The 16,122-nt window shown below is 36.2% G+C and carries 19 protein-coding genes; all 19 read left to right on the top strand.

What is annotated here, in order from left to right; translation table 11 throughout:
• The 19 genes from porA (at position 1) to RSTT_RS02115 (ending at position 15,900) form a co-directional block, all read left to right on the top strand.
• Positions 1-1,206, top strand: a complete 1,206-nt coding sequence (gene porA, locus RSTT_RS02030; protein ID WP_015423290.1) for a 2-ketoisovalerate ferredoxin oxidoreductase subunit alpha — start codon at positions 1-3, stop codon at positions 1,204-1,206.
• Between the two features lie 192 nt (positions 1,207-1,398).
• On the top strand, positions 1,399-2,334 hold the full coding sequence (locus RSTT_RS02035; protein ID WP_015423291.1) for a thiamine pyrophosphate-dependent enzyme: 936 nt from the start codon (positions 1,399-1,401) through the stop codon (positions 2,332-2,334).
• Between the two features lie 186 nt (positions 2,335-2,520).
• On the top strand, positions 2,521-3,678 hold the full coding sequence (aroC, locus tag RSTT_RS02040) for a chorismate synthase (protein ID WP_096525486.1): 1,158 nt from the start codon (positions 2,521-2,523) through the stop codon (positions 3,676-3,678).
• Positions 3,679-4,194 carry a shikimate kinase gene (locus tag RSTT_RS02045; RefSeq protein ID WP_096525487.1) on the top strand — a complete coding sequence of 172 codons (516 nt, stop codon included), beginning with the start codon at positions 3,679-3,681 and terminating at the stop codon, positions 4,192-4,194.
• A gap of 65 nt (positions 4,195-4,259) precedes the next feature.
• Positions 4,260-4,586, top strand: a complete 327-nt coding sequence (locus RSTT_RS02050) for a hypothetical protein (protein ID WP_096525488.1) — start codon at positions 4,260-4,262, stop codon at positions 4,584-4,586.
• Positions 4,573-4,764 (top strand): hypothetical protein, encoded by a 192-nt coding sequence (locus RSTT_RS02055; RefSeq protein WP_095558721.1) that lies wholly within the window; start codon positions 4,573-4,575, stop codon positions 4,762-4,764. The genes RSTT_RS02050 and RSTT_RS02055 overlap by 14 nt, the downstream gene beginning before the upstream one ends.
• Positions 4,765-4,774: 10 nt before the next feature.
• Positions 4,775-5,758 carry an acetyl-CoA carboxylase carboxyltransferase subunit alpha gene (locus RSTT_RS02060; RefSeq protein ID WP_096525489.1) on the top strand — a complete coding sequence of 328 codons (984 nt, stop codon included), beginning with the start codon at positions 4,775-4,777 and terminating at the stop codon, positions 5,756-5,758.
• 985 nt (positions 5,759-6,743) lie between these two features.
• The gene (gene fba / locus RSTT_RS02065) at positions 6,744-7,739 is read left to right on the top strand and encodes a class II fructose-1,6-bisphosphate aldolase (protein ID WP_015423296.1); all 996 of its coding nucleotides are present in this window, start codon (positions 6,744-6,746) and stop codon (positions 7,737-7,739) included.
• A 1,089-nt stretch (positions 7,740-8,828) separates the two neighbouring features.
• Complete coding sequence (locus RSTT_RS02070) at positions 8,829-10,190, top strand: NAD(P)-dependent malic enzyme (RefSeq protein WP_096526008.1); 1,362 nt, start codon at positions 8,829-8,831, stop codon at positions 10,188-10,190.
• Complete coding sequence (locus RSTT_RS02075) at positions 10,171-11,010, top strand: fumarate hydratase (RefSeq protein ID WP_096525490.1); 840 nt, start codon at positions 10,171-10,173, stop codon at positions 11,008-11,010. The genes RSTT_RS02070 and RSTT_RS02075 overlap by 20 nt, the downstream gene beginning before the upstream one ends.
• The gene (locus RSTT_RS02080; protein WP_015423299.1) at positions 11,007-11,528 is read left to right on the top strand and encodes a FumA C-terminus/TtdB family hydratase beta subunit; all 522 of its coding nucleotides are present in this window, start codon (positions 11,007-11,009) and stop codon (positions 11,526-11,528) included. The genes RSTT_RS02075 and RSTT_RS02080 overlap by 4 nt, the downstream gene beginning before the upstream one ends.
• A gap of 368 nt (positions 11,529-11,896) precedes the next feature.
• Positions 11,897-12,046 (top strand): hypothetical protein, encoded by a 150-nt coding sequence (locus RSTT_RS06100; RefSeq protein ID WP_172412818.1) that lies wholly within the window; start codon positions 11,897-11,899, stop codon positions 12,044-12,046.
• Positions 12,046-12,243, top strand: a complete 198-nt coding sequence (locus RSTT_RS02085; RefSeq protein ID WP_096525491.1) for a hypothetical protein — start codon at positions 12,046-12,048, stop codon at positions 12,241-12,243. Before RSTT_RS06100 ends, RSTT_RS02085 begins: the two co-directional genes overlap by 1 nt.
• A gap of 335 nt (positions 12,244-12,578) precedes the next feature.
• A complete protein-coding gene (locus RSTT_RS02090; RefSeq protein ID WP_096525492.1) occupies positions 12,579-12,869 on the top strand; it encodes a hypothetical protein in 291 nt (96 codons plus the stop codon).
• A 186-nt stretch (positions 12,870-13,055) separates the two neighbouring features.
• On the top strand, positions 13,056-13,307 hold the full coding sequence (locus tag RSTT_RS02095; RefSeq protein ID WP_096525493.1) for a DNA adenine methylase: 252 nt from the start codon (positions 13,056-13,058) through the stop codon (positions 13,305-13,307).
• A 210-nt stretch (positions 13,308-13,517) separates the two neighbouring features.
• Positions 13,518-13,688 (top strand): hypothetical protein, encoded by a 171-nt coding sequence (locus RSTT_RS06105; RefSeq protein WP_172412819.1) that lies wholly within the window; start codon positions 13,518-13,520, stop codon positions 13,686-13,688.
• A gap of 26 nt (positions 13,689-13,714) precedes the next feature.
• Positions 13,715-13,933: a hypothetical protein gene (locus RSTT_RS02105; protein WP_149030014.1), complete on the top strand. Its 219-nt coding sequence runs from the start codon at positions 13,715-13,717 to the stop codon at positions 13,931-13,933.
• Positions 13,934-14,162: 229 nt separating this feature from the next.
• Entirely contained in the window at positions 14,163-14,423 is a 261-nt protein-coding gene (locus tag RSTT_RS02110; protein ID WP_095558725.1) for an AlwI family type II restriction endonuclease, read from the top strand.
• A gap of 697 nt (positions 14,424-15,120) precedes the next feature.
• A complete protein-coding gene (locus tag RSTT_RS02115; protein WP_172412820.1) occupies positions 15,121-15,900 on the top strand; it encodes a type III pantothenate kinase in 780 nt (259 codons plus the stop codon).
• Positions 15,901-16,122 lie beyond the last annotated feature (222 nt).

A 16,122-nucleotide genomic window follows, 5' to 3' on the forward strand; every position in this document is an offset into this window, starting at 1 on the left:
ATGATAAAGACAGTATACTCAAAAGGTAAACTTGTTGCAAAGACCGGCAACGAAGTTGTAGCTGAAGCAATGCGCCAGATAGAGCCGGATGTAGTAGCGGCATATCCTATAACTCCGGCAACTGAAATCGTACAGATTTTCTCACAGTTTGTTGCAGACGGTATTGTAAAAAGCGAGTATGTCGCGGTAGAAAGCGAGCATTCGGCGATGTCGGCTACGATAGGGGCATCGGCAGCCGGCGCAAGAGCAATGACAGGCACTTCTTCACAGGGATTATCTCTTATGTGGGAAATGCTTTATATAGCTTCAGGACTTAGGCTTCCTATAGTTATGGCGGAAGTCAACAGGGCAATTTCTGCTCCGATTAACATTCACGGAGATCAGTCGGATACAATGGGCGCAAGAGATGCGGGATGGATTCAGATATATTCGGAAAACTCGCAGGAAGCTTACGATAATATGATTCAGGCTACAAGAATAGCCGAAAAAGCAAAACTTCCTACGCTTGTGACGACAGATGGGTTTATTATTTCTCATTGTATGGAAGTTGTCGAGACTTATCCTGATGCAGATGTAAAAGCTTTTATAGGTAAATACGAACCTGAAAGATATCTTTTAGATATTAAGAAGCCTTATACGCTAGGTTCAATTGATTTACAAGATTACTATTTTGAACACAGATACCAGCTTGCGCAGGCTATGAGAAATGCGAAAAATATAGTTTTAGATGTTGCGAAAGATTTTGAAAAAACTTTTGGACGCAAATACGATTTATGTGAGAAATATATGCTTGACGATGCAGAAATTGCAATAGCGGTTATAGGTTCAACAGCCGGAACTGCAAAAGTCGTAGTAAATGAATTGAGAGAAAAGGGTATTAAGGCGGGTCTTTTAAAGATAAGAGTTTACAGACCGTTCCCAGCGGAAGAAATTGCAAAAGATTTAGCGCATGTTAAAGCAGTTGCGGTTATGGACAGAGCGGATTCATGTTCCGGTGCATTTGCTCCTGTTTATTCGGATATTGTCGCATCTTTGTATGCCTCGGGAGTTACAAACCCTAAAGTTGTGAATTATGTTTACGGTCTTGGCGGAAGAGAAATCAATACCGGACATATTATCGGTATTTACGAGATGCTTTGTAAAATTGCTTCAGGTACAGAAAAATCGTCAAATAAAGTTGAATATATAAATGTAAGAATAAAATAATCACCAGGCTGTTTTTATTTCTTTCCATCTTAAGACGGGGAGAGAGTATGAGTTAGAAAGGATGCGTACAAATTTGATGTCTGGAGCAAGAGGGTGAATAACTCTCTCCTAAATGGACACCTTCTTTTTTTCTTACCTCTCGCAGGGTATAGGTATAGTCAGTGAAAAAGTTTTGTTATTAGGAGAGATAAAATGGCAAATTTGAAAGAATTAAGCAAAAACCCAGAGCGGTTGACAGGCGGACACCGTCTTTGCGCTGGCTGCGGTGCAGGTATAGTTGCGAGGCAGACTTTAATAGCCGCCGGTAGCACGCCGGTTGTTATTACAAACGCTACAGGGTGTTTGGAAGTTTCGACGACGGTTTTCCCTTATACGGCATGGAAAGATTCTTTTTTTCACAGTGCTTTTGAAAATTCGGCGGCAACATGCAGCGGCATTGAAACTGCATATAGAAGTTTAAAAGCACAGGGGAAAATTAAAGACGATATAAGGTTTATAACTTTTGGTGGTGATGGTGGAACTTATGACATAGGTTTACAGTCTTTGTCGGGTGCAATGGAGAGAGGGCACAGAATGCTTTATATATGTTATAACAATGAAGCATATATGAACACCGGAATCCAAAGATCTGGGGCAACTCCTAAAGGAGCTCATACGACAACAGCTCCTGCGGGAAAAGTGCGGCAGGGTAAAGAACAAAATAAAAAAGATTTAACGCAGATAATGATTGCTCACGATATTCCTTATGTTGCGCAGGCTTATGTTGGAAACTGGAATGATTTTATAACAAAAGTTCAGAAAGCTTTGGCAGTTGACGGACCGTCATTTATAAATATTTTAACGCCTTGCAGACTGGGCTGGGCATATAAACCGGAAGATACGATGTTGATTTCAAGACTTGCGGTTGAAACCTGTGTTTGGCCTTCTTTTGAGGTTGAAAATGGCGTTTATAAAATAAATGTTATACCTAAGGAAAAGAAGCCTGTAATAGAATTCTTAAAACTTCAGGGAAGGTTTAAACATCTTTTCAGATCCGATAACGCTCATATTCTTGAGACAATTCAGAAAGGCGTTGACGAAAAATGGGATCTTTTACAACGTAGGTCAGCCGTCGGCTGTCGAGCATAAATTTGCAATAATCATCAGTGGGCAGGTTTCTAAAAGACAATTATCTTATTTATTAAGTGCAAACATACACTTACAATGGACGAGAGATAAGAGAATAGATATTTTTATCTGTTCTCTTATTCTCATTTTACATACTTCTTTTAAATTAGATATAATTACTAGTAGTATATGGTATTGGGAGTGGATATGATAAGATTTACTACGGCAGGCGAATCGCACGGAGAAGGACTTTTTGTTATTATTGAGGGGATTCCCGCAGGGCTTACCATAAATTCGGAAGATATAGACTTAGAGCTTGCAAGAAGGCAGAAAGGTTATGGCAGAGGACAGAGAATGTGCATAGAAACGGATACTGTTAAAGTTTTTTCGGGCATGCGACATACAGTATCGCTCGGTTCGCCTATAGCAATGTATATTGCAAATAAAGATTTCAAAAACTGGACGAAAATAATGTCACCTACGTCTGTCGATTCAGAAGTAACGCCCCTTTTAAGACCGCGTCCGGGACACGCCGATTTGCCAGGTTTTATGAAATACGGCGTAAACGATTTTAGAGATATTCTTGAAAGAGCTTCTGCAAGAGAAACTGCGGCAAGAGTAGCAGCCGGCGCTGTATGTAAAGCTCTTTTAAAAGAATTTGAAATAAGTATTGTGTCTTATACGTCGCAGATAGGAGATGTTACTGCGGATATATCTTCTGTTGAAGAATGTAAAATATGGCATGATGCAGAAATATCTTGTGTAAGATGTCCTGATGCAAAAGCAAGTGAAAAAATGATTCAATTGATAAAAAAAGCTGGCGAAAAAGGAGACACTTTAGGCGGTAAAGTCGTTGTTGTGACAAAAAATGTACCGGCGGGACTTGGAAGTCATACCCAATGGGATTTAAAGCTTGACGGGCGTCTTGCGCAGAGTTTAATTTCAATTCAGGCTGTAAAAGCTGTTGAGTTTGGTGCGGGAACAAAACTTGCCTCGCTTTTGGGTGCGTTATCTCATGATGAGATTTTTTATGATGTAACAAGAGGATTTTATAGGGATACAAACAGAGCGGGCGGTATAGAGGGCGGTATGAGTAACGGAGAACCTATTGTTGTGACATGTACGATGAAAGCGATCCCATCTCTTGCTAATCCCCTGCATTCCGTCAATCTTGCCACAAAAGAAACCGCTGAAGCTGAGGCGATAAGAAGTGATGTTTGTGCAGTTCCTGCGGTTGGTATTGTTGCCGAAGCCGCGATTGCTGTAGAACTTGCAAAAGCGTTAAAAGAAAAGTTCGGCGGCGATTCGCTCAAAGATATGAAGAAGAATGTAAATATATATAAAGAGAGAATAAAGGTATTATAAATGAATTTGGTATTTACCGGTTTTATGGGTACCGGCAAATCGAATACCGGAAAAATCATCTCGGAAAAACTTAAGATGAGTTTTTTTGATACTGATGACTTAGTAGAAAAAAAATCCGGTTTTTCAATAAACGACATTTTTAAGAAATTCGGGGAGGCTAATTTCAGGAAGATGGAAGCCGAAACCATAAAAGAGGTGTCTGAAAAAGACTCTGTCGTAATTTCATGCGGCGGCGGCGCGGTTTTAAATCCTGCAAATATTGCAAATTTAAGAAAAAAAGGAATAATAATAAATCTCTATGCTTTAGCGGAGGTTATATATGATAGGTTGAAAGACGAAAATAATAGACCTCTTTTAAGATGTGAAAAGCCTTTGGTGGAGATAAAGAAACTTTTAGACTTTAGGAAAAGCATTTATGCGGATTGCGATTTTTCTTTTGATACTGACGGTTTGACGGCAGTCGAAGTTGCGGATAAAGTTTTAAATAACGATGTCATAAAAAGATTGTTGCTTTAGTATAACCGCTGTAAATAACCTTAGTTTGTTCTATATACTACAAAAGGAAAATGATATTTAGAAAAATGTTGGGTTCGTTGCTATTGGTTTTTATTTCTATTTCTTTATCATTTGCGAGTAAAACTTATTTAATAGATACGACTACCACAGATATATTGAGTTACGGTTCTTATGATGTGGGATTTAGGTTTTTTTCAAACGGGAACGTTCTTTCCAGAATTGATTTTGCTGTTTTTAAACTTTTAAATGTGGGTTTATCGCTTGAGTTGGATCGGATTATAGAATGTAGTCATATAAAAATTGCAATTCCGGCTCTACATGTTAAATTCAGGGTTTATGATGGAATTATGCCTCTGCCCGTAGTAGCGGCAGGTTATGATGGAATACGATAATATAAGTTATTTTCCGAAATTGAGTATTGAAGCGGCAAGACTCAATTTCGGTTTGAGATTTTCTTTAACAAAATATATAAGTGTGGATTTCATCGCGAGAGACTGCTTTGTCGCAAAAGATCTTAACAGATTTCCCGGCGAAAGAGTTTTTAAAGTAATTTGTTCCAGTAAATTTTAAGCGAGGATACATGGAAACGTCTTTTGATTTTGAAAAACCTATTGCTGAAATTAACAATAGAATTGATGATTTAAAAGAATCTTCTCGGGTTGGCAATATAGATTTGTTGGCGCAAATTGAAGATCTTGAAAAAACAAGAGATGAATTGAGGCAAAAGATTTACGGTTCTTTGACAGCTTGGCAGAGGATACAAATCGCAAGACATCCAAAAAGGCCTTACTCTGCAGATTACGTTAAACTTATCTTTAAAGATTTTATAGAACTTCACGGTGACAGAATTTTTGGAGATGATCAGGCGATTTTATGCGGCATTGCTGTGTTCAATGACAATCCCGTTGTTGTTATAGGACATCAAAAAGGCAGAACTCTCCAGGAAAATATGGATAGGAATTTTGGTATGGCACATCCTGAAGGATATAGAAAGGCAATGAGGATTATGAAACTCGCCGGGAAATTTAACAGACCTATAATAACCTTTATAGATACGTCAGGCGCATATCCCGGAATTGCGGCAGAAGAAAGAGGACAGGCGGAAGCTATCGCAAGAAATTTGAGGGATATGTCAAATTTAAAAGTTCCCATTATAAGCATTGTTATCGGTGAGGGCGGTTCCGGCGGAGCTTTGGGTATAGGTGTTTCAAATAAGGTTTTGTGTCTTGAAAATGCTTACTATTCCGTTATTTCTCCGGAAGGCTGTGCCGCCATACTTTTCAGAGATGGCTCAAAAGCATCGGAAGCCGCTCAGGCAATGAAAATAACGGCTAAAGATTTGTTAAATTTAAAAGTTATAGATGGAATTATAAAAGAACCTCTTGGTGGCGCTCATTATGATCCGGTGGCAACGGCGGCAAATATAAAAGCTGTTTTAAACGAGTATCTCTGTAAATATGAGACTATGAACTGTAAAGAAATTGCAGACGAAAGATATTTAAAGTTTAGAAAAATGGGTATCTACGAAGATGTTGCGGAAGAGAAAATGAACGTAAAAAAATGAGGAAAAAATCTGCAAAAAAATTAGAATAAAAGTAGTGTCTTGAGAAAGATGATAAGATAAATGTCTGTAGCGATATCAAAAACGCGATATTTCGTGAGGCAGGGCTGAGTTCTTTAAATATTTCTTAAGAGGACAATGTGTGTACTAGGTTGCTACCACGAAAACAAAAACAGTAGCATAGAAATTTAGAATTTTAAAGGAGCAATGAAAAAAGCATTTGTAGTTTTACTTATGGCAAGTTTTTTAGTATCAGGTTGTGGTAAGCCGGGAAATAAAGTCGTTAAGCCTATCATTTAGGAGAGAACACCTGCAGGATGAGAGATGGCGAAAATGTATGAGGCAAGGTGGAGTATATAAAGAATATTCCGTAGAGACAATATTGAGAGTTTATAGTTCTTGGACACTGGTTGGGGGGGGGGTACCATCGTTTCATTGCAAGAAAACCCGCTCTTTCCAGTGATTTGGTAACAGACTTAAAAAATAAAATAGATGAAATAGAACAGAAAGTATCAAATATAGGACAATTGCAGACTGCCCAAGCGAAAACTATTTATTAAGGATAACACCAATAATTAATGTGGCAGAAAATACAAAATATGTATCGACTGTGACTGGAAACCAAGCCGCCGAGCGCCTAAGTATAGCAGGAAAACATTGTATGGTGTTGAGCTTCCTAAACAGCTTAGGCTTTTCCTTGTCTGCAAACGCTGAAAACAACTATTTTCTTTTTAAAATATCTCAAGAAAATTAACTTGCCTGTTTCTATATTCTTCCTGTTTTGGAAGTAACTCTGTAGTAATTTAGGAGACTATTTTATCGTGTTTGTCTTCGCTTTTATATCGGTCAGTATAGCGTTCGCCTATTTTCTGGTTATTATGTATTATTGTTAAGATCCACAGATAGCGCTCAAATTAGTTTTTTATGGCGGATAGGGGAACAATTTTAATATTAGCTTAACAATATTTGAGTTTAAGGAGGGAAGGAAATGGCATTGGTGTCAGGAAAACAAATTTTAGAGGAAGCAAAGAAAAAGGGCTACGGAGTGGGAGCGTACAATGTTAACAATATGGAGCAGATACAGGCAATTATGGCTGCCGCAAAAGAGACACAGTCGCCCGTAATAATTCAGGCGAGTAGAGGTGCTTTAAAGTATTCTAATTTTACATATTTGGGATATTTGATGAAAGCTGCTATTATAGAAAACCCTGATATTCCGATTGTAATGCATTTAGATCACGGCAACTCTTTGGAATCGGCTATAAAAGCTATAGATCTCGGATTTTCATCAGTTATGATAGATGGTTCTCTGTTGGAAGATGGAAAAACGGCTTCAACTTATGATTACAACATAAAAGTTACTCGTTCTGTTGTCGAATACGCGCATGCTAGGGGTGTTTCGGTGGAAGCCGAAATCGGAACTCTCGGCGGTATAGAAGACGGTGTAGGATCAGGTAAAATACATTTGACAGACCCTAAAGAGGCTGAGAGGTTTGTAAATGAAACTGATGTTGATTCTCTGGCTATTGCGATAGGAACTTCGCACGGTGCGTATAAATTTAAGGGCGCCGCAAATCTTGCTTTTGATGTTTTGAAAGAGATCAGAGCTTTGATAGATATTCCTATTGTGTTGCATGGCGCATCATCGGTTCCTAAAGAATTAACTGGCGAAGTAAATAAATACGGCGGAAAAATGCCTGGAGCAACAGGCGTGCCTATGTCAAATCTTCAGGAAGCAATTAAACTTGGTGTATCAAAAATTAACGTTGATACTGACGGAAGACTTGCGCTTACTGCCGCAATAAGAAAAGTTTTTACGGAGTCGCCGGAAAAATTTGATCCCAGGGATTATTTAGGACCTGCAAGAACTGCTCTTACAAATCTTATTATTACAAAGATGAAAGATTTTGGAACTGCGGGACATGCAAGGGATTATGCTCCAAAATCTCTTGAAGATATAAAAAAGCTGTATTTGTCAAAGTGACGACAAGTATTATCATACTAAATCGTCACAGCGGGCTTAACCTCAATCTGGCGTTTACGGTTATTCTCTAAAATACTTTCCGCTTTTCTTTTTCTTCCTTGCGCGGAAGAAAGGGGAAAGCGGAATAGGGATCCGGGTAAAAACAATATAAATCTATATCATTAAAATGCGAGATAAATGTTAATTGACAGATTAGGGATTAAAACGAAAGCTTCATTCTTCTAGCGATGTACAGAAAGTCCATACCGGGTATATGGGAAAAAGTAAAAGTGTGCAGATATAACAAAAAGTTTATTGTCAGTTATAAAGAGTATTTTGTTGAATTCATTTAAACGGTGGCGTTATGATTTCTATTGAGTCTAAAACAGATTAACCTTTTTAGTGACTGCCACTTTCATATATTCGTGTTTTTTTCTTGGAGAATACTTCATTTAAAACGGCTAATCATCTTTTGATAAAAACCTCTTTGTTATTTGATATTCTACTTTTTACGTTTACGATTTTTCCATTGTTTCTTATCTATCCCCCTGTACAATTCCTTTTTCTAACTTCTATTCATATTAATTGGCATATAATAGAAATATAGTGCGATTATATTGATTTCTCATACGCGATATTTATTATGTTATTTCTCTGCCTGTCTCTTTCTTTATATTTTTATATGACTGTTTCACCTTTCTTGTTTTAATATGTTTTTGTTTTTTCTGTTTACTTTTAGAAAGTTTATGATATAAAAAAATTGATTGACTGCCTGCACTTTAAAGATATATAATAATTAATAAAAGTCAATAAAGTTATGAAAGAATGATGTCAAAAATGTTTTAAAGAATCAGTGTAATTTCAGATTATTCCCCTAAGAGAAGTTAAAAAGCAGATTGTTTTTATAGAAAGCGGCTTTTAGATTATTTAAGGATTTTTATAGTATATTTCCGGGAAAGTAAATGTTAAAAAACAGAAAAAATTTTTACATTTATTTTATATATAAGGTTTTTTTAACAGGGAAATAATATGCAGATTTTTAGGCAGATGCATTGTGGGTTTAGAAGCTTGCTCCAAAAAGTTAGGTTGGGGAAGACCGACGAAATAGCTATGCAAACAATTAAGAAACAGAAAAAAGTTGATGTAAATAAACTTTTGAAAGCGGCAGAGGAACCGTCAAAAATTGCGAGAAAACTCCATCCTTTTTATCGTGGTAAGATTGAGGTTGTTCCTAAATGCAGAGTTAAGGATTTTAATGATTTTTCAATATGGTACAGCCCGGGAGTTGCTGCAGTTTGTACTGATATTTATAAAAACCCGGAACTTGTGTACGAATATACAAATAAATGGAACAGCGTGGCGGTAGTGAGCGATGGAACAAGAGTTCTGGGGCTTGGTGATATAGGACCGGAAGCCGGAATGCCCGTTATGGAGGGTAAAGCTCTTTTATATAAATATCTTGGCGGAGTTGATGCGTATCCGATATGTCTTGATACAAAAGATGAGAAAGAGATAATACAAACCGTGAAAATATTGCAGCCGTCTTTTGGCGGCGTGAATTTGGAAGATATAGAACAGCCGAAGTGTTTTCCTGTATTAAATACTTTGAGGAAAGAATGTCGTATTCCAGTATGGCATGATGATCAGCAGGGAACAGCTCTTGTAACGCTTGCAGGTTTTATAAATGCTTTGAAAGTTGTTGGCAAAAAAATAGAAAAAGTTAAAATTGCGATGCTAGGGGCAGGTGCTGCGAATATATGTATATCGAGACTTTTAATTCTTTACGGTGCGAATCCTGCAAATATAATTATGGTTGACTTGTGCGGAACTTTGCATAAAAAAAGAGTTGATTTAAAAATGTGCCCTGAAAAATGGACATTAGCCGTTGACACTAATGTAAACGCCGTGCACGGCGGAATTAAAGAAGCTATGGAAAATGCCGATGCTGTTATCGCTTTATCATCTCCAGGTCCGGGAGTAATAGATAAAAAATGGATAGAAAGGATGGCTAAAAATCCTATAGTTTTTACATGTGCAAATCCCGTCCCTGAAATTTGGCCTTGGGAAGCTAAAGAAGCGGGAGCAGCCGTAGTTGCAACGGGAAGAAGTGATTTTGCAAATCAGGTAAATAATTCTTTGGGATTTCCTGGAGTTTTCCGAGGAGCTCTTGACGTAAGAGCTTCAACAATTACAGATACTATGTGTATAACGGCCGCAACAGAACTTGCTTCATGTATAGCAGACAATGAAATAAAACCGGATAAAATTCTTCCTACTATGGACGACTGGGAAATTTTTCCTAAAGTTGCCGCCGCGTTAGGCATAAAAGCAATAAAAGAAAAAGTTGCTGGTAAAAAATTAAGTTATGACAAAATTTTTAATGATGCAAAATCTATTATAAAAAGAAGCAGAGCTATAACTGAAGGAATGATGAAAAGTGGTTATATAAAAAGTGCGAAAGATAAAATCTGAAATTATCATTAATGCCATAGAAAATTTGTGTGCTGAGACAAATTTTAAACTTCCTGCAGATGTTTTGAAATCTCTGGAACAAAATATTGTTTTGGAAAAAGATACGGCAAAGGATATTTTAAAAGAAATTATTGAAAATGCAGATATAGCAAGAAAAGAACAAATTCCGCTCTGTCAGGATACAGGTACGGCAAATTTCTTTATAAAGCTCGGCAGAGACACAGAGATTGAGAACGGAGATATTTATGCCGCAGTGAATAAAGGAGTTTCTTTAGGATATACAAACAGTTATTTGCGCAAGTCTGTTGCCTCTAATCCTCTTGAAAGAAAAAATACTAAAGACAATACGCCAGCAAATATTTATATTGATTTGGTATCCGGCGATAAAATAGAAATTACTTTTTTGCCTAAAGGAGGCGGGAGCGAGAACGCAAGTGCCTTAAAAATGTTGGTTCCGTCCGTCGGCTGGGACGGGATAAGAGAATTTGTTTTGAGCGCTGTAGATGATAAAGGCAGAAATGCTTGTCCTCCTTTGGTTGTAGGTATCGGTATAGGCGGAGATTTTGCATCTGTAGGTCTTATGTCAAAGAAGGCTCTGCTACGTGAAATAGGCAGTGAGAATAAAAATGTTTTTTACGTCGGAAAAGAAATAGAATTGTTAAATGATATAAATAAGCTAAATATCGGTCCTATGGGTATGGGCGGGAAAACGACTGCTTTGGCGGTATTTATTGAAGCGAAACCGGTACATATCGCCTCGCTTCCTGTCGCTGTAAATATTCAGTGCCATTCCTGCAGAAGAAAAACTGTTATGATATGAAAATAGATTTATTAGATTTGGTTTTAAATCCTAAAATGCTGAAAGCAGGGCAAAGAATTTTGCTTAGCGGTACTGTTTATACGGCAAGAGATGCTGCTCATAAAAGAATTATAGATATGTTAGACAGCGGTAGTGCGGTTCCTTTTAATTTAAAGGATGCTGCAATTTATTATTGTGGTCCATCGCCTGCAAAACCGGGTGCGGTTATAGGAGCATGCGGTCCTACAACATCTTCAAGAATGGATATTTTTACGCCTAGAATCCTAAAAGAGGGTGTTAAGTTTTTGATTGGAAAAGGAACGCGGTCAGAATCTGTTGTCAATTCAATAGAAGAAAATAGTGTGGTTTATCTCGTTGCGACCGGCGGTGTTGCGGCGCTTCTTTCTAAAACGGTAAAAAAAGCCGCTTTGATTGCTTTTGAAGATTTGGGACCCGAAGCAATTTATAAGCTCGAAGTTGAAGATATGCCGTTGATTGTCGCAATAGACAGTGACGGCGGCAGTGTTTTTAAATTATAACAATTCTCCCTGCCTGATGCAGCTTTGAAAATCCCGTACGCATATGCACATCAACGGTTACGCTTTAGTCCGCTTGAGACTTATCTCTCAGCATTAAGCGTACGCAAATCGCTTCATTGGGGTTAATGAATATGAGAAGATTACGAATAAAATCATTAAGCGAAAAACTGGCACATAAAGAAATCAATACTCTTTAAAGAATAAAAGAAAAGTTGTCAACTTTCATACTGGAAAAATTCCGGGAAATTACTGTTGCGCGGCAGGAGAAAAAAGAAATTATTTTCAACTATATAACCGCAGATAAAGATAAATAGGAAGTAAACATAAGTTTTCTGAACTTGTTAAAGATATAAAAGCTGGGTATTTAGTTGTTTCATACAACAATACTTACTCTTCAGAAACTGCTTAAATGCGACAGGGTTTACAACTACGTGATGTCCGACGGATGGGTAAAAAGTATGTCTGAAAAAGAAAAAGAGGATTTTAGAAACGAAGCCATCCATACCTGCCGAAACTGATGGCGCTGAGAGACTTCTATGGCACAGCCTTAGAAACTATCAAAATGTATGGAGAACTGTTTGACGTGCGGATGGGGGGGGGAGGGGAGTGCGGGTTTACTAAAGACTTCGATATTACAAACGTACTGCCGGCAGAAACGAATTATCCTTTGCTGTATAGTGGACTGACAGGCTTACAAGATAACATCTCTGACTAAAAAGAATATCGAAAGGGCGATAAAAATTTCCAGTGACGAAGCTTACGAAGGCGATGACAACGGGGAGGAGTTCTCTTTTAATTTAGTTGAACACGCTCTGACCTAGCTGGAAACGTCCGAACATATTCTGGTTGTGCTGAAAGATTTGATAAGCGCGAGCAGCACGAAGGACATATCAGAGGTGTAGAATGGCTGATATTGAGAAAGCTGTTCACTTATGCGAAGGACTCTAATGGACAAAATCATCCGCATGGTAAGAGAAGTCAAAGATACTACGATTGCTGTCGGTGCTGTAAATTCTGACAAGTTTCTAACGAGAACGATACATAAGAAAAATGAAAAAATTAATTGCAGGTGCGTTGGCATTAATTATGTTTGCAGGGGCAGCTTTCAGTGAAGGTGAAACGTGGAGCCAAATTGAGCTTGAAAACGCTAAAAAAAATCCGAAGTCGTGGACGTTTATTGAGTATTTTAAAGTAGTAAGATCTGCTTACGTCAGTGAAGCACAGGAAGAAGAATACCCAGCCACTACGAAAAAGTATATTTTTGTGTCCACCCAAATCCAAGACCTGATTGACCACTTAAGGGCTGCATACGCAAACAGTTCAACTGTTTGGAAAAAGTAATGAAACAAAAAGCCTTAAAAAAAGGAGTTGGAGTATGGGAATGCTGAAAAGAAGAATTATCTATATGCAGAGAAATTCAGGTTGAGATGAAAAGAGAATTTAAAAAAAACTTATTATATTAATAATTCCAGAAATAATAATCCCTTAATTTTATATATTTTACTTATTTATGGATTTAACAGGCTGTTGCGGTTTAACAGCGGAGGAAAGTTTAATAGGAAATATTTTAAAAATGATTTTGTTTATTTGGATTCTCCATATTTAATAGCTGCGAGTGAATACAATAAATTGTGGAATGAAAAATCAGAAGAATATTTGTTGAGGATTTTGGATGGGTTAAATGAACAAGGTGTGAGATTTGCATTGTCAAACATTATGTATTACAAAGGAAGTAAGAACAATATGTTGCTAAGTTGGATGGAAAAATATAATACTTAAATAGTCGGAAAATAGTAAAAGAAGTTTTAGTAACTAACTACTGAATTATGAAAAAACATCAAACTGAAAGGATTTTTTGAATATAATGGCAAAATACTTACGGTGATAGATATACTTAATAAAGTTGTACAGTTATTGATTCAAAATGGGTTGTATAGTCCGGCAAAAGTGTTTCAAAGTGTCAGAAATAAGTGGAATAATGGAATCAAATTGAGTAAAGCTGAAGTTGAAAAGATATTTATGGATAACACTCAAAATCATAAAGAAGCTGGCGTTGAAAAAGGTTGGGCATCAAGATTTGATGCATGGTTTAAAATTGCAAAAGAACTTAGTTTTGTGTGGTATTTTTTGCAAGAAAAAATAGTTTTTTCATGTTATTAGACAAAGAAAAGCCCGAGAATGAACTAATGGTTTTTACCAATACTTTTGCAAAATATCAAAGAGGTAATCCTTTTCGTAGAGTGTTAAATAAAAATATTCCTTTGGTTTTATTATTGAAAATAATTAGACTTTTGAATAACAACAACGCAGGTATTGCAAAAAAAGAGATTCTGTTACTTCTTTGTTGGCGGGATAATAATGCAGAGAGTTTATACGTTGAAGTCAAAAAATTCGTAAAAGTATGATTTTTTTCAAGTAATGAGATAATTTTAGAAACATGTTATAAAATGCTTAATGAAACAGAAAGAGATGATAATTCGATTTTAATAGATTATCCCGATGATTTTATTCTAAAAATGAGACTTACAGGTTTGATTTTCATACGAAGTGCGGTCATTTTATAGATTTGAATACAAAAGAGAACAATGTTATTGATTATTATGACTGGGTATTAATTAAAGAAGAACTACCTAATTGTTTAATAAGAAAGCTTCAAAAGATGAAATTTTAAAGATTGTTGAACAACTGTTGAGATTAGAATTTTTAATTTCTCTTGCTATTCTTAAAAAGCTTAAAAATGTTACGGTAAAACCGAATTTTGTTTCAGATGATGAAGGACTTCCTACAAGTTTTGCTTCTGGAGGTAAGCCTGATATTGAATATTTTGAGAATGATGATACGGTTTTGGTGGAAGTGACTATAACAACATATAAAAGAATCTTTTTCTGTTCATAGACATTTAGAAACATTTGTAAAAAAGGGAATTAAATCTTATTCGATATTCATTTCTCCAAGAACTTTTATTGATAATTTAGTTTTGTAAAAAAAGATGGGTTTAAAGTAAGAACATCTGGAATTGATAGTTTTATAAATGCATTGGGAAAATACAAAATTTTAAAAAGGCTACTCTTAAATAATATGGGGATAATATATGGAAAAAAGAATAGGATAGTTTGAAAGTATTGATTCGTGGTATAGGTAATAACAAAAAAAGAATACAGGAGCTTTGAATAGATGTTAGTAGAAAAGGAAGATAAAAAAAGAGGTAGGAATAAATCTTATAATTATGTTCGTAATTATTGTAGAATAATGAGTAATATTTGAAAAATGTATATTGCAAGAGAATCTTGACGATAATAAAAGCATAGATACACTTATAGTATAGAGATAATTTGGTAGGATTTAACAAACGATTAAACCCTTTCTCTATCATATATCATTTAAGTATTGTCACTTGATAGTACTAGCTTAACTTCACCTAGCAACACTAATTCCTGATAATCAAATTGATGGGGAAATGTGCGCGCAACTACCCTGCGGATAAGCCGGAAAAGTTGTTGAATAGTGCAAAAGAACGAATGTCCTGTCCTATTTTTACATGAGTTTTTTACAAAGTTGCAATCTGAATATTAAAACTGTTATAGGAGAAATTATGTTCTTAGCGTTAGACATTGGCAACACAAATATAACTGTTGGTTTGTTTGCCATGAAAGACAAGAAAGTTTTACCTGAACCGTTGAAAGTTTGGATAATGTCAACTGTAAAAGAGCGGACTTTCGACGAATATGCAACATTGCTTATGAATATGCTTTTTTATGACGGTTTTGACGCAAAACAACTAAGCAATTTTGCGGTTGCAAGCGTTGTTCCGTCGTTAAATCCTGTTTTTGAAGAACTTATAAAAAAATATTTTGGAAAAAAAACGTTTTTTGTGAACTCAAAAAACTGCGGCGGACTTGTTTTTGCGGCGGGAAATTCTAAAGAAACCGGCGCTGACAGAATTGCCAATGTTGTTGCTGCATATTCTGTTTATGTCGATAGCTGTATTGTTATTGATTTCGGTACGGCAACAACTTTTGATTGCATAAATTCTGAAGGAATATATATCGGTGGGGCGATAGCTCCAGGGCCGTCAATTTCAGCGCGGTTGCTTAACTTAAAAACAGAGCAGCTTCCGCGTGTGGAAGTGAAAAAACCTTTAAAATCAATAGGACTTACAACCGTTGAATGCATGCAGTCAGGACTTTATTTTGGTTATACGGGGCTGGTAAAAGAACTTATTGCAAGAATAAAAAATGAAATGAAAATAAAGCATATAATTGCCACCGGCGGTTTAGCTGGACTTATGTTTGACGAAATAGAAGAAATAGAAATTATTTTGCCGTATTTGACTTTATCTGGAGTACGAATTGTATGGGAAAAAGTAATTTAAATGTCGAAAATTGAGAAAAAATTTTTAAATTTATGCGATATGTTTGTTGTTTTATCTGTGGTATTTTAAAATCCTTAGATTCTTAATAATATGAGTTAGACCATTTTTTTAGAGACAAGATATAAAAATATCTTGATGTTTTTACAAGAGATTTTAAGCGAGCAATTTCTGGAAATTCTTTTAGACTTGAGCGTTAGATCGGAGCAAAAATATTTTATTAGC

It is taken from the genome of Candidatus Endomicrobiellum trichonymphae (genome assembly GCF_002355835.1).
In the GTDB taxonomy this organism is placed as follows: Bacteria; Elusimicrobiota; Endomicrobiia; order Endomicrobiales; family Endomicrobiaceae; genus Endomicrobiellum; species Endomicrobiellum trichonymphae.

Bases quoted from the DNA above. Each gene is read 5' to 3' on its own strand.
- porA (WP_015423290.1), top strand. From the start codon at position 1: ATGATAAAGACAGTATACTCAAAAGGTAAACTTGTTGCAAAGACCGGC.
- RSTT_RS02035 (WP_015423291.1), top strand. From the start codon at position 1,399: ATGGCAAATTTGAAAGAATTAAGCAAAAACCCAGAGCGGTTGACAGGC.
- aroC (WP_096525486.1), top strand. From the start codon at position 2,521: ATGATAAGATTTACTACGGCAGGCGAATCGCACGGAGAAGGACTTTTT.
- RSTT_RS02045 (WP_096525487.1), top strand. From the start codon at position 3,679: ATGAATTTGGTATTTACCGGTTTTATGGGTACCGGCAAATCGAATACC.
- RSTT_RS02050 (WP_096525488.1), top strand. From the start codon at position 4,260: ATGTTGGGTTCGTTGCTATTGGTTTTTATTTCTATTTCTTTATCATTT.
- RSTT_RS02055 (WP_095558721.1), top strand. From the start codon at position 4,573: ATGGAATACGATAATATAAGTTATTTTCCGAAATTGAGTATTGAAGCG.
- RSTT_RS02060 (WP_096525489.1), top strand. From the start codon at position 4,775: ATGGAAACGTCTTTTGATTTTGAAAAACCTATTGCTGAAATTAACAAT.
- fba (WP_015423296.1), top strand. From the start codon at position 6,744: ATGGCATTGGTGTCAGGAAAACAAATTTTAGAGGAAGCAAAGAAAAAG.
- RSTT_RS02070 (WP_096526008.1), top strand. From the start codon at position 8,829: ATGCAAACAATTAAGAAACAGAAAAAAGTTGATGTAAATAAACTTTTG.
- RSTT_RS02080 (WP_015423299.1), top strand. From the start codon at position 11,007: ATGAAAATAGATTTATTAGATTTGGTTTTAAATCCTAAAATGCTGAAA.
- RSTT_RS02085 (WP_096525491.1), top strand. From the start codon at position 12,046: ATGGCGCTGAGAGACTTCTATGGCACAGCCTTAGAAACTATCAAAATG.
- RSTT_RS02090 (WP_096525492.1), top strand. From the start codon at position 12,579: ATGAAAAAATTAATTGCAGGTGCGTTGGCATTAATTATGTTTGCAGGG.
- RSTT_RS02105 (WP_149030014.1), top strand. From the start codon at position 13,715: ATGGTTTTTACCAATACTTTTGCAAAATATCAAAGAGGTAATCCTTTT.
- RSTT_RS02115 (WP_172412820.1), top strand. From the start codon at position 15,121: ATGTTCTTAGCGTTAGACATTGGCAACACAAATATAACTGTTGGTTTG.